Here is a 19,580-nt window from a genome sequence, read left to right on the forward strand (position 1 = left end):
AAACCCGGTGCCCGCGCCGAGCGCAGCCACCGGGTTTTCCGGCACTCGGTCAAGACAGGTGATGCACCTCCTGCAGCCCGTACACCGGCGTCTCCAAGCCTTCGAAGCGCGCCTTCAGCTGCAGCGCCAGATAGAGCGAGTAATGCCGCGACTGGTGCAGATTCCCGCCGTGGAACCACAACCCCTCCTGCTGGGTGGGCTTCCACATGTTGCGCTGCTCGCCCTCCCACGGACCCGGGTCCTTCGTCGTCTCCGAGCCGAGGCCCCAGCATTTGCCGACCTTGTCCGCGGTCTCCTGGCCGACCAGGTCGGCGACCCAGCCGTTCATCGAGCCGTAGCCGGTCGCGTACACGACCACGTCGGCTTCCAGTTCGGTCCCGTCCTCCAGCACCACCGAGTTCGCGGTCAGGTGGTCGACCTGGCCGTGCGCGAGCTTGATGCTGCCGTTGGCGACGAGTTCCGAAGCGCCCACGTCGATGTAGTAGCCGGAACCGCGGCGCAGGTACTTCATGAACAGGCCGGACCCGTCGTCGCCCCAGTCGTGCTTGAAGCCCGCCGCTTCGAGCCGGGCGTAGAAGTCCGCGTCGCGCTCGCGGATCGCTTCGTACACCGGGATCTGGAACTCCGGCATGATCCGATACGGGATCGACGCGAAGATCAGGTCCGCCTTCTCGGTGGTGACGCCCGCGGCGAGCGCTCGTTCCGAGTACAGGTCGCCGAGGCCGAGGTCCATCAGCGAATCCGACTTCACGATGTGCGTGGACGAACGCTGCACCATCGTCACGTCCGCGCCGTGCTCCCACAGTGCCGCGCAGATGTCGTGCGCCGAGTTGTTCGACCCGACGACGACCGCCTTCTTGCCCGCGTACGCGTCCGGGCCGGGGTGCTGCGACGAATGGTGCTGGTCGCCCTGGAACTCGTCCATCCCGGGGAACGACGGCAGATTCGGCTTGCCGGACATCCCGGTCGCGAACACGACGTGCCGCGGCGTGAGGACCACCTGCTCGCCGTCGCGGTCCACCGTGACGTGCCACTGCTTCGCGTCGTCGTCCCAGACCGCGGAGGTGACCGCCGAACGCGTCCAGTACGGCACCTCCATCAGCCGCGTGTACATCTCGAGCCAGTCGGCGATCTTGTCCTTCGGCGCGAACACCGGCCAGTTTTCCGGGAACGGCAGGTAGGGCAGGTGGTCGTACCAGACCGGGTCGTGCAGGCAGAGGTTCTTGTACCGCTTGCGCCACGAATCGCCGGGCCGGTCGTTGCGCTCCACCACCAGCGAGGGCACGCCGAGCTGGCGCAACCGGGCGCCGAGCGCGATCCCGCCCTGTCCGCCGCCGATCACGACGACGTAGGGCTGCTGCTCGTAGCCGAGCGTTTCCTGCTCCTCCGCCCGCTTCTCCGCCCACGACCGGCGGCCGCGGACCACGCCGTGCTCGACGCCCTTGGGCCGCCGTTCCCGCTGCGACTCCTCGAAGCCCTTCAGCTCGCGCAGGCTGGTGAGCAGCGTCCACGCGCCTTCTTCCTTCAGCCGCAGATGCCCTTTCGCGCGTCCGACGGCGGTCTCGAACTCGATCCACGCCTCGGTGACGCCGCCGGACTCGGTGGCCGGTTCGCTGGTGCGGAATCCGCTCGGGTCCGTCGCCTCCAGGCAGCCGCCGAGCAGGCCGGCCACCCCGTCCCTGCCCTCGACGGTCTTGAGGTTCCAGGTGAACGAAACCAAGTCGCGCCAGTAGGAATCGACGGCGAACAACGCCGAGGCAGCCTCGATGTCGCGGGCGGCCAGCGCGGCCTCGAACCGGGCCAGCCAGTCCTCGACCCGGGCCTGCGGCGTGCTCGCCTGCGCGATCCGGTCGACCGTCTGTGTCATGGCTCCTCCATCTGCTCGCGATGCCAGCGTCGTCGGTGGTGTAGCGCCGATCACACTCCGCGGGCGAGCCGGGCGGCAAGGGTTGCAGCGAGTTGCACGCGCCGAGGCATGACAACGTCGGCGCAGGTCACCTATGCTGGGCCGCTGACGCGATGGTGCGGGAGGTGACTGTGGTGGTGCACAGTGCGGTGCCTCCGGGCCGCAACCTGCCCACCCACGCGCGCGACCTCGTCCGGATGCACGAAGCGGTCATCGGCGGCAGCCGTCCGGCGGTGCCGCCGCGTCCGCTCGTCTCGCGCTCCTGGTCCCGCGTGCTGAGCCTCGGCCTGACCGCGGACGGGATGAACGCCCGCGATTCGGTCCCCGGCGAGGAGGTCGAACGCCGCCGGCACGGCTCCCCGCTGCGGCACGTCATCGAAGACCTCCGCCAGGTCGTCGGCGCGACGTCCGATTCGGCGCACATGCTCCTGGTAGTCACCGACGCGGACGGCATCATCCTGTGGCGCGAAGGCTCGTCCGCCGTCCGGCGCAAGGCGGACACGCTGGGTTTCATCGAAGGTTCGGAATGGACCGAAGCCCGCGTCGGCACGAACGCGATCGGCACCGCGCTGGCCGAAGCCGCGCCGATCGAGCTGCTGGCCGGCGAACACTTCGAGCAGAACCAGCACCCGTGGTACTGCACCGCCTCGCCGATCCACGACCCGCGCACCGGCGAACTCCTCGGCGTCATCGACGTCAGCGGCCCCGCGCTCACCCTGCACCCGGCCATCGGCGCCCTCGTCGAAACCGGCAAGCGGCTGGCCGAATCGCAACTGTGGCGCACGCACCGCCAGCGCCTCGAACGACTGCGCCAAATGGCTGAACCTGTCCTGTCCTCCGGCCCCGCCCTGGTCGTCGACGAGGACGGCTGGGTCGCCCACAGCGTCGGCGTGTCCGCGGGCGAGCGCATCGCCGCTCCCCAGGCCGGCCAGGTCGTCGCCGTCCCCGGGCTGGGCGCCTGCCTCCCGGAACCCATCGCCGACGGCTGGCTCGTCCGCCCCGCCAGCACCGCCCGCACCGTGCGGCTCGACCTGGACCTCACGCCCGCCCCGCTGCTCAGCCTCCAGGCCGGCGACACCGGCTGGCGCCGCCCGATCACCAAACGGCACGCGGAAATCCTGGTCCGCCTGGAAAAAGCCGGCCGCGACGGCCTGTCCGCGGTCGCGCTGAGCCACGCCCTCTACGGAGACGCCGAACACCTGGTCACCGTCCGCGCCGAGGTCTCGCGCCTGCGCCGCCTCCTGGGCGCCATCGTCGACACCCGCCCCTACCGGCTCGCCGACGGCGTGCGCATGACTGTCCACGCAGGACAGTGACCAGCACACTCCGATAAACGGGCCCCCGGTGCGAGCGGCGCCGGGGCGTCCGCTAATGTTTACGACACGTTGCACAGCAGCAAGCGCGATTAGCTCAGCGGGAGAGCGCTTCCCTGACACGGAAGAGGTCACTGGTTCAATCCCAGTATCGCGCACTCCAGCCCACCCCAGGCTGGTGCGTTGCACAACGGGCGATTAGCTCAGGGGGAGAGCGCTTCGTTCACACCGAAGAGGTCACTGGTTCGATCCCAGTATCGCCCACCAGCATGGTCACCCGGCCCGCCGACGATCTTCGCCGGCGGGCCGTTCGTGATTTCCGGCCGGGTCCTGGCTGAGCGAGGCCCCCGTCTCCGAACCGTCCGTCTCCCTCGCGAGGTGACCCGTGTCCGCTGATTTCATCGTCGATCCGCCGGGCAAGGCCGATCTGGACTTCCTCGACTGGATGCCGAGCCGCGGGCTGCTGCGCCGGGTCCTCGGGTTCATCGCGGACGAGGTCGAGGACCCGGCGCTGGCCGCGGACCTGCGCGACTTCGTGGCCGGAGGTTACGCGTTCTTCTCGCTCGGCAACTATTCCGCGGAGCAGGCCGCGGAGATCATGAAGGTGATCCGGGAGAAGCTGCCGGCCGCGGTCGAAGAATGGTTCCCGGGCAACGAGGGCGCCCGGGAGAACGTCGCCGAGCTCGTCGAGATGGTCGAGGAAGCCGAGGCCGCTCCCCCGGCTTGACCGAGCCGAGTGACCGCCCGGTTTCCGGGCCGGTGTTTCAGGCGGCGCGGTTCGCGGCAGTGTTCCGGATCTTCTTCGTACGACCGTGCTCGGCCATCACGGCCAGCACCTGCCGCGAAGCGGAGAAATCGGCCAGCCGCCGCTGCATCCAGTCGCTCACGGACTCCAGTTCGGCGACGTCCGGGACCCGGCCGTTTTCGGTCTCCAGCCACACTTCCCAGTCCCGCGCCCGCTGCCGGACGAACTCGCGGTCCTTCACCGGCCCGAGGCGGTCCGCCTCCGCGACGATCCCCGCTGCCCGCCGCCGGAACTCCGCCGGATCGGCGGTCTCTCTCGCGACCTGGTCGACCAGCTCCACCACCGCCGTCTTGGCCGTCAGCGGCTCCGGATCGCGCACCAGCACCGCCGCCAGCTCGCGAGGAGCCGCCCCGCCGCGCGCCGCGACGACGCGCCGGTAAGCAGCGGAGCGGACGTGCTCGTCGACGACCGCCGCGTCGAGGTCGACGCCGGTCATCCCGGCGGTCTCGAACAACGCGGTCAGATCGGCTCGGAACATCGTCATGTCCAACGCCTTCGAGCACCCCCCTCGTCCAGGTTCACGGGCGGTCGTCCAGACCGCTGTTCGGATTCTCCCGCCGCGACAAGGGAACGACGGATCACCGCCAGGGGCAACACATTGCTTGCCGACAGCTCCCGCGCCCACCGGCAGAACCTTCCGCCAATCTTGCTTCAAGTCTGCCCCGCTTCCCCCGGCGAAAGTATTCACCCGCGCGCCAGATCCGGGACACTCGGCTCGTTCATGCTCTCCCCGGGCGAGCGGCGGCCGGTAACTCCGGGCGACCGCTGTCTCGCCGCGAGCACACGGAGGACGCAACCATGGCGGGTACGAGTCGCCGGAATTTTCTCGGCATGGCGGGCGCTTCGCTCGCCGGAGCGGCGGCCGGAGGGCTGCTGCCGGGGTCGATCGGGAAGGCTCTCGCGGTCGAACCGGCCCGCCGGTCGGGCACGATCGAGGACGTCGAGCACGTCGTCGTCCTCATGCAGGAGAACCGGTCCTTCGACCACTATTTCGGCACCATGCGCGGCGTGCGCGGCTACGGCGACCCCCGGCCGCACTTGCTGCCCAACGGGCGGCCGGTGTTCTACCAGCCCCCGGCCAAGGTGCGGACCTCCGGCTACAAGAGCCGCGGCCTGCCGGACGACGCCGAGTACGTCCTGCCGTTCCCGCTCGACGCGTTGCGCACCAGCGAGCACATCGCCGGCACCCACCACGGCTGGGGCAGCGGCGAACCGCTGTGGAACGGCGGGCGCTACGACGGCTGGGTGAACGAAAAGCAGGACGTGTTCACCATGACGTATCAGCAGCGGTCCGAGCTGCCGTACCACTACGCGCTCGCGGAGGCGTTCACCATCTGCGACGCCTACCACTGCTCCGTTCCCGCGGACACCGCGCCGAACCGGATTCTGCTGTGGTCCGGCACGATCGACACGCAGAACCGCCTGGGCAGCAAGCAGAACGGACCCGGGCTGTGGGAGCGGCCGGACACCAACGGCTACAGCTGGACCACCTACCCCGAACGGCTGCAGCAGGCCGGCGTGAGCTGGAAGCTCTACCAGGGCGGCAGCGGCATCCCCGGCGAGCCGACGGACAACTACACCGACAACTCGCTCGAGTTCTTCGCTAAGTACCACCCGAAGGAAGGCGCGTCCGGGCCGCTGGTCGAGCAGGGCGTTTCGACGCACACGCTCAAGGAGTTCCGCGCTGACGTGCAGGCCGGGAAGCTGCCGCAGGTCACCTGGATCGTGCCGCCGTACAAGTACAGCGAGCACGCGGCCGCGTCCGCCAGCGACGGCGCGTACTACCTGAACCTCGTCCTCGACGCGCTCGTGTCGAACCCCGAGGTGTGGAGCAAGACCGTCTTCTTCATCAACTACGACGAGAACGACGGCCTGTTCGACCACGTCGTCCCGCCGATGCCGCCGCTGCTCAACCAGCCGGGCACGGACGGCCTGGTCTCGCGCTCGCTCGCGGCGAGCCTCCCCGACGAGACCCTCGACTTCGACAAGCTCCCGAAGGGCACCGGCGGCGCGCCGACCGGCGTCTCGCTCACCGGCAAACACCCCGCCGGGCTCGGTTCCCGGGTGCCGATGCTCGTCGTGTCGCCGTGGTCGCGCGGCGGCTGGGTCTGCTCCGAAACCTTCGACCACACCTCGGTCCTGCGCTTCCTGGAAGCCCGCTTCGGCGTGGCGGAGCCGAACATCAGCGCGTGGCGGCGGTCCGTGTGCGGCGACCTCACCTCGGCGTTCGACTTCTCCCGCCCGCAGACCAAACCGGTCGTGACGCCGACGCCCGCCCCGCTGCCGAGCAAGAACCAGCCGTTCTCGGTGAAGCTGCCGCAGGCGATGCCGAAGCAGGAGCCGGGCGTCCGCCCCGCGCGAGCGCTGCCGTACCGGTTCACCACCGCGCTCGCCGGAAAGCGCGACGGCCGCTCGGTTTCGGTGCAGTTCACCAACGACGGCACCGCGGGCGCGTACTTCTACGTCTACGCGCACGGCGATTCGCCCCGCCGCTACACGGTCGCCGCGCACGACACGATCAGCGACACCTGGGAAGGCGCGCCGGGCACCGACGAGCACGGCAACTACGACCTGCGCGTCACCGGCGCGAACGGTTACCTCGCGCAGTTCACCGGCGTCACCGCGGACACGACCGAGCCGGAGGTTTCGGTGTCCACGAACAACTACGGGGTCCCGCTGCTGACCCTGACCGTCACGAACCCGGGCCGCCAGCGCCGGAAACTGAAGCTGCGCAACGATTACAGCCGCAGCGCCGACCGGACGATCGTGCTCGGCCCCGGCGAAACCCGGCGCGTGCAGTGCGAGACGGCGTCCTCGTTCGGCTGGTTCGACGTCTCGCTGACCGACCCGGCCGCGCCGGGCTACCTGCGCCGGTTCGCCGGGCACAACGAGACCGGCCGGCCCAGCTTCAGCGACCCCGGTCCGCAACGGTAGCCGCAGGGTGAACGCCCGGCCGGAGGATTCCGGCCGGGCGCCGGGTTAAAGTCCGGCCATGAAGCGCGCATCGGTGTCCGACGGACTGGACCTCTACCTGCCCGTCTCCACGACCCGCCCCGCGCACGCGCTCGAAACCGCACTGCGCGCCGCGGTCGTCGACGGACGGCTCCCGGTGGGCACCCGGCTGCCCGCCTCGCGCGCCCTCGCCGCCGATCTCGGCATCGCCCGCAGCACCGTCTCCGAGGTCTACTCGCGGCTAGCCGCCGAAGGCTGGCTGGAGAGCCGTGTCGGAGCCGGAACCTGGATCGCGGGCTTCCCGCGACAGGCGCAACCGGCTGTCGCGCAACGACAATCGCCGCCGGAGTACGAGCTTCGCGGCGGCCTCGCCGACGCCGGCGACTTCCCGCGCAGCCAATGGAGCGCCCAAACCCGGCGAGCGCTGGCGGAAATGCCGGTCTCCGCGTTCGCCTACGCCCCGCCGGAAGGGGCCGTCGAACTCCGCGACACCCTCGCCGGGTACCTCGCCCGGACTCGCGGCGTCGCGGTCACCGCGGCGGAAGTCCTGATCGGCAGCGGTTTCGGCGACCTGCTTTCGCTGACCTGCCGAGCCATTCGCGCGCGCGGCGGCAAGCGGATCGCCGTCGAGGAGTACGGCCACGAGCGGCACCGGCGGATCATCGCCGAGTCCGGACTGGAGATCGTCGCGATCCCGGTCGACTCCGAGGGGGCCGACCTCGCCGACGCCGAAGCCGACGCGGTCTTCCTCACCCCGGCCCACCAATTCCCGACCGGGGTGCCGCTCTCGCCGGAACGGCGCCGAGCCGCCGTCGAATGGGCGAACGCCCGCGACGCGCTGATCCTGGAAGACGACTACGACGGCGAATTCCGCTACGACCGCCGCAGCATCGGCGCGCTCCAAGCCCTCGCGCCGGATCGGGTCGTGTACCTGGGCACGTCGAGCAAGGCCCTCGCCCCGGCCGTCGGCGTCGCCTGGGCGGTGGCCCCGCCCGAGCTGCTGCCCGAACTGCTCCGGCAGCGAAGCCTCAGCGGCGTCACGCCCAGCGGACTGCACCAGCAGGTCCTCGCCCGCTTCCTCGATTCCCACGAGTACGACCGCGCCGTCCGCCGGCGCCGGGCCACCTTCCGGACCCGCCGCGAACTGTTCGCCCAGCTCCTCGCCGAACGCGCACCGGAGCTGCGGCCGGGCGGTCTCGCCGCGGGTCTGCAGTGCCTGGTCGAACTGCCGGACGCGGCCGCCGAAGAACGCGCGCTCGCCGCCGCCCGCCAGTTCGGCGTGGCCCTCGAAGGTCTCGCCGACTACCGCGCTCCCGGCGGCAACCCAGACCGGGCCGGAGTCGTCATCGGCTACGGCGCGGTGTCGTCCGCCCGCGCCGCGCGCGCCCTCGCGCTGGCCGCCGACGCGCTGGCAAATGGTCTGAGTTTCTAGCGCGAGATTGGCCGGTAATCCGGTCCATTCGCGTCCTAATCTAGGTCCATGACAACGACGAACCCCGTTCTGGTCCCGATCCCCCAGCGTCTCGATTTCGACGCTCTGGCCCCGATTTTCTCCCGTGCGATGAGCACTTTGGACGACGCCGCGACCCAGCAGCTCGACCACGCCGGCATCGACCCGGGCCTGCGCGAACTGGTCCGCCTCCGCGCGTCCCAGATCAACGGCTGCGCGTACTGCGTCGACATGCACTCGCAGGCCGCGCGCAAGGAAGGCGTCACCGCGCAGCGGGTCGACGCGCTCGCGGTCTGGGCGGAATCCGGCCTGTTCACCGCGGCCGAGCGGGCCGCGTTCGCGCTGACCGAGGACGTCACGCGCCTCTCCGAAACGCACGTCCCCGAGTCGACCGTTTCCGCGGCCGTCGAAGCACTCGGCGAGGAAGGCGCCGCGGCGGTGATCGCGCTCATCACCGCGATCAACATGTGGAACACGGTCGGCGTGACGACCCGCTGCTGGTCGGTCAGCCCGGCATGACCACCGCGCGCACGGCGATCCGGCGGCTCGCCACCGCACAAGCCCTGACCTCGGCGGGCGACGGCGCGGTACTGGCCGTGTCCGCCGTCCATTTCACCACCCGGGTCGGCCTGCCGGCGGGAATCGTGGCGCTCGGGCTGTCGCTCGGCGCCGCGACGAGCCTGACCACCACCGTTCCGTTCGGGACGCTGCTGGACCGGATCGGCGCCCGCCGCGCACTCGCCGCGGCCACCGCCGCCGCGGTCGCGGGCCTGCTGCTGTTCGCCGTCGCGCACACTGTTCCGCTGTACATCGCCGCGTGCGCGCTCTTCGCCTGCGGGCAGAGCGCGCTCGCGGCGGGCCGCCAAGCCGTCGTCGCGACGGTGGTGGCTCCCGAAGGCCGGGTCCGAGCCCGCGCGTTGCTGCACACCGCCGTCAACATCGGCATCGGCGCGGGCTCCGGAATCGGCGCGCTCGTCCTGGCCGCTGGGACCAACGCGGGCACCGTTTTCCTCGCCGACGCCGGTCTTTTCGTGTTCGCCACCGCGCTGTACCTGCACGCCGGGCCGGACGCACCCGCGGAACGCCAAACCGGCTGGCCAGCCCTGCGAGACCGCCGTTACGTCACCTTGACGGTGCTGGCGGCGGTCACGCAGCTGACCATGCCGATCCTCAGCGTCACGCTTCCCCTGTGGATAGTCACCCGCAGCTCCGCTCCACAATGGACTTCCGCAGTGGTGCTGCTGGCCAACACTATCCTCGTCGTGTTCCTCCAGCTGCCGATCAGCCGACAGGTCCGCGACGCCCGCACCGCACGCCGATCCCTTGTGGTGGCCGGAATCTTCCTGATCGCCGCCTGCACCGTCTTCGGCTCGCTCAGCGCTTCAGCACACCCGGTAATCCTGGCGCTCGTCGGCGCGCTGCTGCTCACCGTCGCCGAAACGACCGCCTCCGCCGGAGCCTGGCATCTCGCGTTCAGCCTTGCCCCGGAAGGACATCAGGGCCAGTACCAAGCGCTGTTCGCCACCAGCACCGCCCTCGCCCGCATCACCGGTCCGCTCGTGCTGGTCCCGCTCGTGCTGACGTTCGGCTTCCTCGGCTGGACGCTCGCCGGGCTCGGGATGCTGGCCGCGGCCGCCGCGCTGGCGGCCATGGCCGTCCCGCGCCGGAAACGTCAGCGGAACCCTCAGCGGAAAGCCGACTGCCCGGTGATCGCCTGACCGACGACCAGCGTGTGCATCTCGACCGTGCCCTCGTAGGTGAGGACCGATTCGAGGTTGTTCATGTGCCGGATCACCGGGTATTCCAGCGAAATCCCGTTCGCGCCGAGGATCGTGCGCGCGGTGCGGCAGATCTCGATCGCCTCGCGGACGTTGTTCAGCTTGCCCAGGCTCACCTGCTCCGGCCGCAGCACCCCGGCGTCCTTGCGCCGTCCCAAGTGGATCGCGAGCAGCAACGCCTTCGTGTACTCGAGCGTCATGTCGACAAGTTTCTGCTGCGTCAGCTGGAACGCGGAGATCGGCTTGCCGAACTGCGTGCGGTCCTCGGCGTAGGACATCGCCGCCTGCAGGCAGGAACGCGCCGCGCCTACCGAACCCCACACGATGCCGAAGCGGGCTTCGTTGAGGCAGCTCAACGGTCCCTTCAGCCCGGTGACCTCCGGCAGCACCGCGTCCGCGGGCAGCCGAACGCCGTCGAGAACGAGTTCGCTCGTGATCGAGGCGCGCAGCGAAAGCTTGTGCTTGATCTCCGGAGCCGAGAAGCCTGGGGTGTCGGTGGGCACGACGAAACCGCGGACGCCCTTGTCGGTCTGCGCCCACACCACGGCGACGTCAGCGACGCTTCCGTTGGTGATCCACATCTTCCGGCCGTCGAGGACCCAGTCGTCGCCGTCGCGCCGCGCGCGGGTGCGCATGCTGGCCGGGTCCGAGCCGGCGTCCGGTTCGGTCAGCCCGAAGCAGCCGATCGCCTCGCCCGCCGCCATCGACGGCAGCCACTGCTGCTTCTGCTCCTCCGAGCCCCACTTCCAGATCGCGAACATCGCCAGCGACCCCTGCACCGAAACGAGCGAGCGGATGCCCGAGTCGCTCGCCTCCAGTTCCAGGCAGGCGAGCCCGTACTCGGTCGCCGACATCCCGGCGCAGCCGTAGCCCTCCAGGTGCATGCCGAGCACCCCGAGCGTGCCCAGGTCCTTGGCCAGGCCGCGCACGTCCGGCAGCTCGCCGCGCTCGAACCAGTCGCCGACGTACGGGTCGATCCGCTCCGCGCAGACGCGGCGGACCGCGGCCGCGATCGCCTTCTCGTCTTCGGTGAACAGGTCGCCGAGCCCGGCGGGGTCGCGCGGATCCAGCGGCGGCAGGGACTTCGTGGCGCTCATTTCTTCTCCTCTGCGAGCCAGCGGCGAATCTCGTCGCTGTGCTGCCCCAGCCGGGGCGGGGCGGAATAGCGGGCGACCGGCGTCTCCGAATAGCCGATCGGATGGCGGACCTGGGGCGGCGAATCGCCGCCGACAGGCACAGTCGGCGCGAGCCCGAGCGATTCGGCGAGCTTGAACCCGTCCGCGAGATCGCCGACCGGACCGGCGGGCACCCCGGCCTCGGTCAGCCGCGCGGCCCACGCCTCGACGGTGTCGGTACCGAGCTGCTCTTCGAGCGCGGCCCGCAGCTCCGGACGGTGGCGCACGCGTTCGGCGTTCGTCGCGAACCGCTCGTCGCCGGCCAGCTCCGGAACGCCCAGCACCTCGGCGAGCCGGCGGAACTGCCCGTCGTTGCCACAGGCCAGCGCGAGCACGTCGTCCTTGCAGCGCAACGTTTCGTACGGCGCGATCGACGGATGCGCGTTGCCCATCCGGCGCGGCGCGCGCCCGGTCGTGAGATACGAGGAGGCCTGGTTGGCCATCGAACCGAGCAAACTGGACAGCAGATTCACCTCGACCCGCTGCCCCCGTCCAGTCTGCTCGCGGGCCCGCAGCGCGGCCAGGATGCCGATGGTCGCGTCCTTCGCGGCGAGCACGTCGACCAGCGCGACGCCGGCCTTCGTCGGTTCGTCGGTGCCGGTGACGCTCATCAAGCCGCCCATCGCCTGCACGAGAAAGTCGTAGCCGGGCAGGTCCGCGTCGCCGCCGAAGCCGGAAACCGAGCAGTACACGATCCCGGGATTACCCACGCGGACCGCTTCGTAGTCGAGCCCGCGCCGTCGCAGCGCGCCGGACCGGAAGTTCTCGACGAGCACGTCGGCGCGCCGCGCGAGTTCCCGCGCCAGCACCAGGTCGTCCGGATCGCCGAGGTCGAGCACCACGGACTGCTTGGACCGGTTGGCGCATTCGAAGTACGAACTGGAGTGCGCGGTCCACGGCGGGCCCCAGCCGCGGGTGTCGTCGCCGGAACCGGGCCGTTCGACCTTGATCACCGTCGCCCCGAGGTCGGCCAGGTTCACGCACGCCAGCGGACCGGCCAGCACCCGGCTGAAATCCGCGACGACGACACCGTCCAGTGGCATGCTCACGAGCGCACCTCCTCGCTACGCATACTGGCATTGAACTACGTATTTACGCAACCTGCAGGTCCGGGTAGAGTTCGCGATCACCCGAGGAGAGAAAGCACCGATGCCGACGCACCCCACGCCGGACGGCCGCCCGAGGCCGCACCACCGGATGATCGACCGGGTGTCGACCATCCTGGAGCGGGCCGCGCGCTCCCGGAACGGGGTCACGCTCACCGAATTCGCCCGCGAGCTCGACGCGCCGATGAGCTCGATCCAGGGCCTGGTCAACGGCCTCGTCGCGACGGGTTACCTCGACGAGCACGACCGCCGCTACTCCCTCGGCCCGGCCCCGTTCCTGCTCGTCCGGCTGGTCGGCCGCCCCACGGTCACCACGGTGTCGCACGAGGATCTCGAAGCACTGCACGAGGAAACCGGGATGACCGCGGTGCTGGCGATCATGGTGGGCAGCGACCTTTACTACGTCGACCACGCCTCGCACGATCCGCGGTACGCCTACCTCGCCGAAGGTTTCGTGCGCCGCTCGCCGATCCGCACGTCGACCGGCTGGATCTTGCTGGCCGCCATGGAAAACCGGGACCTGTGGCCGCAGATCGGCTCGCTGCCGCCGGCGGACGCCGAACTGGTCGAGCGTTTCGTGCAGGACCTGACCCGGATCCGCGCCGAAGGCCTGGTCGCCGCCCCGAGCGCGTCGACCGAGGCGGACGGCGTGTCGGTCGCGGTCGTGGAGGACGGCCGGACCGTCGCCGCGGTCGGGATCATGGGCAGCCACACCGAGGTGGCCGAGCGCAAGGACGAGCTGATCGAGGTGCTGACCCGGCACCGGCGCGAATGGCGGAAACGGCCTTAGCCTCAGGGAATTCCGGGGTCGCCATTCGGGGATGACACCCGATGTCCGCGCGCTCGGACAAGGCGAAGCTGGACTCCGCACGTCGTCCGCGATCGGTGAGGAGTCCCATGTCCCCAGCGCCTGGCCGAAAGTACTGCCCCACCGCGTGGACTCGTCCGCTGCAAGTCGCCACCGCCGTCTGCTCGCTGGTCTGCGCCGCCGGGACGCTCCTGCAGAACCTCCTGATCCTCGACGTGGACCTGGTCCGCCTCGCACTGGAGTCCGCTCGCGGCAGCACCTCCGACGCGCCGGGCTTCCTGACCGGACTGCGCACGGCCGGCTGGTTCTTTCTCGCCGGCAACGCGGTCGGCCTGCTCGCGCTGACCGGCAAGACCTGGGTGTTCTGGGCAGCCATGCTCGTGAACGCCGCCCAAGCCGCCAGCGCCGTCCTGCTCCCGCTCGCGGTTTTCGACGCCTCCGCGGAACTCTACGGACGAGCCGGGCTTCTCCCGGCGATGCTCGCTTACGGCGGCGCGGCACTGCTCGCCTTGGTTCTGTTCGACAGTTTCGCCGTCTTCCGAACGCCCTGGGCGCAACGCCCGCAGAGCTGACCGTGCTACTCCGCCTCGAGGCCGGAGAGCTTCGCCAGCACCCCGCCGTCCGGGTCCAGTTCGCGTTCGACCTCGGCCAGCCGAGCCGTCGCCCGTTGATGCGCGCTGCGTCCGCGCGGCGCGAGGTACACCCGGACCCGCCGCCGGTCCTCGACATCCACCTCGCGATACGCCGCCGCGGTGGTGACCAGCCGGTCGACCACCCGGGTCAGCGTCGGCCCGGTGACCAGCGTGCGCCCGGCCAGCTCGGTCATCGTGAGGCCGTCGCCCGCGGCCAGCGCGTCCAGCACCAGCCAGCCGTCGAGGGTCAGGCCCTCTTCCTTGAGCAGCGGCTCGATCCGCAGCGTGACCGCGCGTGCGGTGCGGGTGAGTTCGCGGATCAGCGACGCCCCGGCCGCCTGTGCCTGCCTCATCCGCCTGCCCTCGTTCCCGCCCTTGCGCAAATGCCTTCGCATTGTAAGACTTCCAAATGGAAGCAAGTCAACCGGCAAAGAAGCCCGGAGCCGGCATGGGACTCGGAGTCGCCAGCCGCGCGAGCGCGTTGCGCGTCGCGCTGGTCGTCCCGCTGCAGGGACCGGCGGGCCTTTTCGGGCCCTCGTGCGAGGCGATCAGCGAACTCGCGGTCCGGGAACTCAACGACGCGGGCGGCATTCTCGGCCGCGAGGTGACGCTGGAAGTCGTCGACGGCGGCGCGCCTCCTGCCCAGGTCGCGTCGGCGGTGCGCCGGCTGGTCGACGCGGGCGAGATCGACGCGGTCACCGGTTGGCACATTTCGTCAGTCCGCAACGCGCTCGCGCCGGTCCTCGCCGACCGCGTTCCGTACGTGTACACGTCGCTCTACGAGGGCGGCGAAAGTCGTTCTGGCATCTACTGTTCCGGTGAAATTCCGCGCGTGCAGATCCAACCCGCCCTGCGGTGGCTGCGCGACAATTGCGGTGCGCGGAGCTGGTTCGTGGCGGGCGACGATTACGTGTGGCCGCGCGGTTCCGCGGACGCGATCCGGCGCTACGCAAGGGAACTCGATCTCCAGATCGCCGGAGAAGCCTTCGTCGGACTGGGTTCCGGTGACATGGCGAGGCTCGTCCGGCGCGTCGAGACCTCGGCGTGCGACGGGGTTCTCATGCTGTTCGTCGGACAGGACGCGGTGCGGTTCAACCGCCAGTTCGCCGCGCGCGGGCTCCACGAGCAGATGCTGCGCTTCAGCCCGCTGATGGAAGAAAACATGCTGCTCGCCAGCGGCGCCGAGGCGACCCGAAACCTCTTCGCCTCCGCCGCGTACTTCCGCTCGCTCGTCACAGCGGACGCGATGGATCTGCTCGGCCGCTACGTCCGCCTGCACGGCCCGGCCGCGCCGCCGCTCAACAACGCGGCCGAATCCTGTTACGAGGGCTTGCATACGCTCGCCGAACTCGCCCGCCGCGCAGGCACTCCGGACCTGCGCGCATTCAACGCGGCAATCGACGGCGTCGCGTACGACGGACCGCGCGGCACCGTCGAATTCCACGGCCAGCAAGCCGCCCAGCACGTGCACCTCGCCGCCGCGCACGGCTGCGATTTCGATCCGATCACCCGGCTCTGACCCGTCCCGCTCCGCTCTTGACGGCCGCCGTCCGCCCATTTATTTTCACTTGACAGTATTTCATCTGGTACCAACTGAGGAGCGTGCGATGAACAACGTCGGCCTGCTCTACGTCGGGGCGGTACTGCTGGTCAACGGGCTGATGCTGCTCGGGCGCGTGCCCGCGCGGTCGGCCGCCGCGCTGAACCTGTTCGTGGGCGGGCTGCAGTGCGTGACGCCGACGGTGCTGATCATCCAGGCGCACGGGGATTCCGAGGCGATCCTCAGCGCGTCCGGGCTGTTCCTGTTCGGCTTCACCTATCTGTACGTCGGGATCGCGAACCTCGCCGGGCTCGAACCCGAGGGCATCGGCTGGTTCTCGCTGTTCGTCGCGGGCGCCGCGCTCGTGTACGCCGGACTGGCGTTCTGGCGGCAGGACGATCCGGTGTTCGGCGTCATCTGGCTGTCCTGGGCCCTGTTGTGGGGCCTGTTCTTCCTCGTGCTCGGGCTCGGCCGCGAGGGGCTGACCCGGTTCACCGGCTGGACGACCGTCCTGCTGAGCCAGCCGACCTGCACGCTGCCCGCGTTCCTCGCGCTCACCGGCGGCTACCGCTCCACCGCGACCGCCGCCCTCATCGCGGCGGCGATCGCCGTCCTGCTCGTCGCTCTCGCCGCGGTGCTCGGCTTCCGCGGCCAGCCCCGCTCCGTCCCCGACCGCGCCGCGGCCGCGGCCTGACCCTCCACCCAGAAGGAGAACTCCCATGCGACACGGCGACATTTCCTCGAGCCCGGACACGGTCGGCATCGCGGTCGTGAACTACAAGATGCCGCGGCTGCATTCGAAGGCCGAGGTGCTGGACAACGCGCGCAAGATCGCCGACATGGTCGTCGGCATGAAGGGCGGCCTGCCCGGAATGGACCTCGTCGTGTTCCCCGAGTACTCGACGCAGGGGATCATGTACGACGAACAGGAAATGTACGACACCGCGGCGACCGTGCCCGGCGAGGAAACCGCGATCTTCTCCGCCGCCTGCCGCGAGGCCGACACGTGGGGAGTTTTCTCGATCACCGGCGAACAGCACGAGGACCACCCGAACAAACCGCCGTACAACACCCTGGTGCTGATCGACAACCACGGCGAGATCGTGCAGAAGTACCGGAAAATCCTGCCGTGGTGCCCGATCGAGGGCTGGTACCCGGGCGACTCGACGTACGTCACGGACGGCCCGAAGGGCCTCAAGATCTCCCTGATCATCTGCGACGACGGCAATTACCCGGAAATCTGGCGGGATTGCGCGATGAAGGGCGCCGAGCTGATCGTCCGCTGCCAGGGCTACATGTACCCGGCGAAGGACCAGCAGGTGCTGATGGCGAAAGCCATGGCGTGGGCGAACAACTGCTACGTCGCGGTCGCCAACGCGGCCGGATTCGACGGCGTGTACTCGTATTTCGGCCACTCCGCGATCATCGGGTTCGACGGCCGGACGCTCGGCGAAACCGGCGAGGAGGAATACGGCATCCAGTTCGCCCAGCTGTCGCTTTCGGCGATCCGGGACGCGCGCGAGTACGACCAGTCGCAGAACCACCTGTTCAAGCTGCTGCACCGGGGCTACTCGGGCGTGCACGCGGCCGGCGACGGCGACAAGGGCGTCGCGGACTGCCCGTTCGAGTTCTACCGCACGTGGGTCACCGACGCGCAGAAGGCGCAGGAAAACGTCGAGGCCATCACGCGCAGCACGATCGGCGTCGCCGAATGCCCGGTCGGCCAGCTGCCCGCGGAGAAGACCAAGCAGGCCTGATTCCCCGCTGGCTGCCGGTTTTTCGGTTCAGGGAAAGGACACCATGCCGTTCATCACCGACAGGTACCACGACCAGAACCGGAACCGGCAGCCAGCCGCTCCGGCCGCCGCCGCCCCGGTTTCGTCCACTCCGGACACCCCCGATGCCCTGGCGCAACGCCTGCGCCGCCGCGTCCTCGGCCAAGACCCGGCCATCGACGCCGTCGTCCGCGCGATCACCCTGGCCCGCGCGGGCGCGACCGAACCCGACCGTCCACCCGCGACAGTCCTGCTCCTGGGCCCCACCGGCGTGGGCAAAACCGAACTGGTGCGCCAAGTCGCCGCCGCCCTGCGCTCCGGCCCGGACGATCTGTGCCGGGTGGACATGAACTCGCTCGCCCAAGAACACTACGCAGCCTCGTTCAACGGCGCGCCGCCCGGGTACGCGGGAAGCAAAGAAGCCTTCACCGTCTTCGATCGCTCCACGGTGGAGGGTGACCCGTACACGCCCGGAATCGTCCTCTTCGACGAGGTGGAAAAAGCCCACCCCACCGTCCTGCGCGCCCTGTTGGGCGTCCTAGACAACGGAATGCTGCGCCTCGCGAACGGTCAGGAGAAGATCTCCTTCCGCAACAGCTTCGTCTTCCTCACTTCAAACCTGGGCTCAAAAGAACTCGCCCGCCGCCGAGGTTCCCGCTGGCGCACGCTTCTGGACCGCGGCCACACCCGCCGAGCGGTCGTCGACAAAGCCCTTCAGTCGTTCTTCGACCCGGAATTCCTCAACCGCATCGACGAAACGGTGATCTTCGACGAACTGGACCGCACCACCATCGAACAAGTCGCCCGCCTCGAAACCGACCTGCTGCGCGCGAGACTCCGCCGCCGCGGCGTCGACCTCCAGGTAGACGAATCCGCCGTCCGCCTGTTAGCCAATGAAGGCTTCGACCCGGTCTACGGTGCCCGCGGCCTGCGCCGAACGCTCCGCACCCACCTGGCCGCCCCGGTAGCCGCCGAAATCATGCGAGTGCGCCCGACCGGCACGGCCCCGCTGCGGATCACCGCGACCGCCGCGACCGGAACCGTCCGCGCGACCGCCACCGATCCGGAGTCTTGACGCCGCGCGACCGCCTCTCTAAGTTCTCCGGACATAGGACGTCGGACATCCCACGTCCGGAGCGAGAGGCGGTCCCCCGGTGCTCCCGAGAACAGTCACGCTTGCGCTCGCCGCAACGATCTTGAGCGTCATCCCAGCCCCGCAGGCCAGCGCGCACAGCGGGTGCACCTCATCGACCCCGTTCGTCTCCGGCACGGAGGGCTACCACGCTTTCCGCATCCCCGCGGCAGTCCGCGCGAAGGACGGCTCGCTCCTCGCGTTCGCCGAAGGCCGCCGCGACTCCCCCGGCGACTCGGGCGCGATCCAAACCGTCGCCAAAACCTCCCGAGACGGCGGCTGCACCTGGGGCGACCTGCGCGTAGTCGACAGCAACGGCGAAGCCACCGCCGGAAACCCAACGCCGGTCGTAGCCCGCAACGGCGACCTCGTCCTCCTGACTGTCCACAACGGACCTGTCAGCGAAAAAGCCATCATGTCCGGAACCGTGTCCTCGCAAGACACCCGACGAGTTTTCGTCCAACGCAGCCCAGACAACGGCCGCACGTGGACCCCCGCCGCGGACATCACCGCCACGGCGAAACTCCCGTCCTGGCGCTGGTACGCCACAGCCCCCGGCCACGCCACCCTCCTCCAGCACGGCCGCCACGCCGGACGGATCATCGTGCCCGCCAACCACTCCAGCGCGCCCCCGGCGGGTTCGACGGACGTCGGAACGGAAGCCAAGTACTACGGCGGACACGACCTGTACAGCGACGACAACGGCCGCACCTGGCGCATCGGCTTCACCGACGACCCGACCGACGGCGTCCTCGCCCCCAACGAAACCACCGCCACCGAATTGCCGGACGGCACCGTCTATTTCTCGAGCCGCAACCAAGGCTCCGCTCCGGATCATCGTCTAGCCGCCTACAGCACCGACGGCGGCCGGACCCTGACCCGCCCGTATCAAGTGCAGCCCACCCTGTCCGGTCCGAAGGTGGAAGGCAGCGTCCTGCAAACGACGAACCGCCGCGTACTCCTCTACTCAGGCCCGTCCGACCCCACGGCCCGCCACACGATGCAGCTGAGGACCAGCGCGGACCGCGGCAAAACCTGGCAGCCGTCCACCGTGGTCGCCGACGCCCCCGCCGGTTACTCCGACCTGGTGCAGCCGGACCGTTTCACCGTCGGCGTCCTCTTCGAAACCGGAGTCACCAGCGCGTACGAACGGATCGAATTCCGCCGCTTGCCCCTGTGACACGGGGGTCCCCGGTAAAATCGGCCGC

18 protein-coding genes and 2 tRNA genes are annotated in these 19,580 nt (G+C 69.9%); 15 read left to right on the forward strand and 5 right to left on the reverse strand.

The features are described 5' to 3' along the window. Positions 1–49 precede the first annotated feature (49 nt). Positions 50–1,867 (reverse strand): NAD(P)/FAD-dependent oxidoreductase, encoded by a 1,818-nt coding sequence (locus tag SSMG_RS27440; protein WP_009081368.1) that lies wholly within the window; start codon positions 1,865–1,867, stop codon positions 50–52. 164 nt (positions 1,868–2,031) lie between these two features. On the opposite strand from SSMG_RS27440, the gene SSMG_RS27445 reads away from it, so the two are divergent. The 4 genes from SSMG_RS27445 (at position 2,032) to SSMG_RS27460 (ending at position 3,946) form a co-directional block, all read left to right on the forward strand. Beyond that, complete coding sequence (locus SSMG_RS27445; protein WP_199786003.1) at positions 2,032–3,222, forward strand: GAF domain-containing protein; 1,191 nt, start codon at positions 2,032–2,034, stop codon at positions 3,220–3,222. Between the two features lie 83 nt (positions 3,223–3,305). Then, positions 3,306–3,377, forward strand: a tRNA-Val gene (locus SSMG_RS27450). Positions 3,378–3,411: 34 nt separating this feature from the next. Next, a tRNA-Val gene (locus SSMG_RS27455) sits at positions 3,412–3,486 on the forward strand. Positions 3,487–3,604: 118 nt separating this feature from the next. Further along, complete coding sequence (locus SSMG_RS27460; protein ID WP_009081373.1) at positions 3,605–3,946, forward strand: hypothetical protein; 342 nt, start codon at positions 3,605–3,607, stop codon at positions 3,944–3,946. 37 nt (positions 3,947–3,983) lie between these two features. On the opposite strand, the gene SSMG_RS27465 is transcribed toward SSMG_RS27460, so the two are convergent. Further along, entirely contained in the window at positions 3,984–4,508 is a 525-nt protein-coding gene (locus SSMG_RS27465; RefSeq protein WP_037715044.1) for a hypothetical protein, read from the reverse strand. 314 nt (positions 4,509–4,822) lie between these two features. Between SSMG_RS27465 and SSMG_RS27470 the strand changes: the two genes are divergently transcribed. Genes SSMG_RS27470 through SSMG_RS27485 form a run of 4 tightly spaced genes read left to right on the forward strand, consistent with a single transcriptional unit; the run spans position 4,823 to position 10,144 of the window. Further along, entirely contained in the window at positions 4,823–6,958 is a 2,136-nt protein-coding gene (locus tag SSMG_RS27470) for a phosphocholine-specific phospholipase C (protein WP_009081377.1), read from the forward strand. Positions 6,959–7,016: 58 nt separating this feature from the next. Next, complete coding sequence (locus SSMG_RS27475; RefSeq protein ID WP_009081379.1) at positions 7,017–8,408, forward strand: PLP-dependent aminotransferase family protein; 1,392 nt, start codon at positions 7,017–7,019, stop codon at positions 8,406–8,408. Positions 8,409–8,456: 48 nt separating this feature from the next. After that, on the forward strand, positions 8,457–8,945 hold the full coding sequence (locus SSMG_RS27480; RefSeq protein ID WP_037715048.1) for a carboxymuconolactone decarboxylase family protein: 489 nt from the start codon (positions 8,457–8,459) through the stop codon (positions 8,943–8,945). After that, positions 8,942–10,144, forward strand: a complete 1,203-nt coding sequence (locus SSMG_RS27485; protein ID WP_037718073.1) for an MFS transporter — start codon at positions 8,942–8,944, stop codon at positions 10,142–10,144. The genes SSMG_RS27480 and SSMG_RS27485 overlap by 4 nt, the downstream gene beginning before the upstream one ends. Here SSMG_RS27485 and SSMG_RS27490 read toward each other — a convergent pair. Next, complete coding sequence (locus SSMG_RS27490; RefSeq protein WP_009081386.1) at positions 10,111–11,301, reverse strand: acyl-CoA dehydrogenase family protein; 1,191 nt, start codon at positions 11,299–11,301, stop codon at positions 10,111–10,113. The two genes, SSMG_RS27485 and SSMG_RS27490, sit on opposite strands and share 34 nt — an antisense overlap. Further along, the gene (locus SSMG_RS27495) at positions 11,298–12,422 is read right to left on the reverse strand and encodes a CaiB/BaiF CoA-transferase family protein (RefSeq protein WP_037715050.1); all 1,125 of its coding nucleotides are present in this window, start codon (positions 12,420–12,422) and stop codon (positions 11,298–11,300) included. Before SSMG_RS27495 ends, SSMG_RS27490 begins: the two co-directional genes overlap by 4 nt. 106 nt (positions 12,423–12,528) lie before the next feature. Here SSMG_RS27495 and SSMG_RS27500 point away from each other — a divergent pair, with 106 nt between their 5' ends. Together SSMG_RS27500 and SSMG_RS27505 are read left to right on the forward strand one after the other, a co-directional pair. Beyond that, on the forward strand, positions 12,529–13,275 hold the full coding sequence (locus tag SSMG_RS27500) for an IclR family transcriptional regulator (RefSeq protein WP_009081390.1): 747 nt from the start codon (positions 12,529–12,531) through the stop codon (positions 13,273–13,275). Between the two features lie 107 nt (positions 13,276–13,382). Continuing rightward, positions 13,383–13,865, forward strand: a complete 483-nt coding sequence (locus SSMG_RS27505; protein ID WP_100266899.1) for a hypothetical protein — start codon at positions 13,383–13,385, stop codon at positions 13,863–13,865. 5 nt (positions 13,866–13,870) lie between these two features. Here SSMG_RS27505 and SSMG_RS27510 read toward each other — a convergent pair whose 3' ends face one another. Continuing rightward, positions 13,871–14,278, reverse strand: a complete 408-nt coding sequence (locus SSMG_RS27510; RefSeq protein ID WP_037715052.1) for a MarR family winged helix-turn-helix transcriptional regulator — start codon at positions 14,276–14,278, stop codon at positions 13,871–13,873. 95 nt (positions 14,279–14,373) lie between these two features. On the opposite strand from SSMG_RS27510, the gene SSMG_RS27515 reads away from it, so the two are divergent. From SSMG_RS27515 to SSMG_RS27535, 5 genes are all read left to right on the forward strand, one after another. After that, positions 14,374–15,444, forward strand: coding sequence for a substrate-binding domain-containing protein (locus SSMG_RS27515; protein WP_009081396.1), 1,071 nt, complete (start codon positions 14,374–14,376; stop codon positions 15,442–15,444). Positions 15,445–15,532: 88 nt separating this feature from the next. Then, positions 15,533–16,159 carry an AmiS/UreI family transporter gene (locus tag SSMG_RS27520; protein WP_009081399.1) on the forward strand — a complete coding sequence of 209 codons (627 nt, stop codon included), beginning with the start codon at positions 15,533–15,535 and terminating at the stop codon, positions 16,157–16,159. 25 nt (positions 16,160–16,184) lie between these two features. Continuing rightward, positions 16,185–17,222, forward strand: coding sequence for an aliphatic amidase (locus SSMG_RS27525; protein WP_009081400.1), 1,038 nt, complete (start codon positions 16,185–16,187; stop codon positions 17,220–17,222). Positions 17,223–17,265: 43 nt separating this feature from the next. Then, positions 17,266–18,315 carry an AAA family ATPase gene (locus SSMG_RS27530; protein ID WP_009081401.1) on the forward strand — a complete coding sequence of 350 codons (1,050 nt, stop codon included), beginning with the start codon at positions 17,266–17,268 and terminating at the stop codon, positions 18,313–18,315. A gap of 79 nt (positions 18,316–18,394) precedes the next feature. Continuing rightward, a complete protein-coding gene (locus SSMG_RS27535; protein WP_009081402.1) occupies positions 18,395–19,552 on the forward strand; it encodes an exo-alpha-sialidase in 1,158 nt (385 codons plus the stop codon). Positions 19,553–19,580: the final 28 nt, after the last annotated feature.

It is taken from the genome of Streptomyces sp. AA4, assembly GCF_000158875.1.
GTDB lineage: Bacteria > Actinomycetota > Actinomycetes > Mycobacteriales > Pseudonocardiaceae > Amycolatopsis.

Bases quoted from the DNA above. Each gene is read 5' to 3' on its own strand.
- SSMG_RS27510 (WP_037715052.1), bottom strand. From the start codon at position 14,278: ATGAGGCAGGCACAGGCGGCCGGGGCGTCGCTGATCCGCGAACTCACC.
- SSMG_RS27475 (WP_009081379.1), top strand. From the start codon at position 7,017: ATGAAGCGCGCATCGGTGTCCGACGGACTGGACCTCTACCTGCCCGTC.
- SSMG_RS27490 (WP_009081386.1), bottom strand. From the start codon at position 11,301: ATGAGCGCCACGAAGTCCCTGCCGCCGCTGGATCCGCGCGACCCCGCC.
- SSMG_RS27530 (WP_009081401.1), top strand. From the start codon at position 17,266: ATGCCGTTCATCACCGACAGGTACCACGACCAGAACCGGAACCGGCAG.
- SSMG_RS27495 (WP_037715050.1), bottom strand. From the start codon at position 12,422: ATGCCACTGGACGGTGTCGTCGTCGCGGATTTCAGCCGGGTGCTGGCC.
- SSMG_RS27515 (WP_009081396.1), top strand. From the start codon at position 14,374: ATGGGACTCGGAGTCGCCAGCCGCGCGAGCGCGTTGCGCGTCGCGCTG.
- SSMG_RS27470 (WP_009081377.1), top strand. From the start codon at position 4,823: ATGGCGGGTACGAGTCGCCGGAATTTTCTCGGCATGGCGGGCGCTTCG.
- SSMG_RS27525 (WP_009081400.1), top strand. From the start codon at position 16,185: ATGCGACACGGCGACATTTCCTCGAGCCCGGACACGGTCGGCATCGCG.
- SSMG_RS27520 (WP_009081399.1), top strand. From the start codon at position 15,533: ATGAACAACGTCGGCCTGCTCTACGTCGGGGCGGTACTGCTGGTCAAC.
- SSMG_RS27500 (WP_009081390.1), top strand. From the start codon at position 12,529: ATGCCGACGCACCCCACGCCGGACGGCCGCCCGAGGCCGCACCACCGG.
- SSMG_RS27485 (WP_037718073.1), top strand. From the start codon at position 8,942: ATGACCACCGCGCGCACGGCGATCCGGCGGCTCGCCACCGCACAAGCC.
- SSMG_RS27505 (WP_100266899.1), top strand. From the start codon at position 13,383: ATGTCCCCAGCGCCTGGCCGAAAGTACTGCCCCACCGCGTGGACTCGT.
- SSMG_RS27480 (WP_037715048.1), top strand. From the start codon at position 8,457: ATGACAACGACGAACCCCGTTCTGGTCCCGATCCCCCAGCGTCTCGAT.
- SSMG_RS27440 (WP_009081368.1), bottom strand. From the start codon at position 1,867: ATGACACAGACGGTCGACCGGATCGCGCAGGCGAGCACGCCGCAGGCC.
- SSMG_RS27465 (WP_037715044.1), bottom strand. From the start codon at position 4,508: ATGACGATGTTCCGAGCCGATCTGACCGCGTTGTTCGAGACCGCCGGG.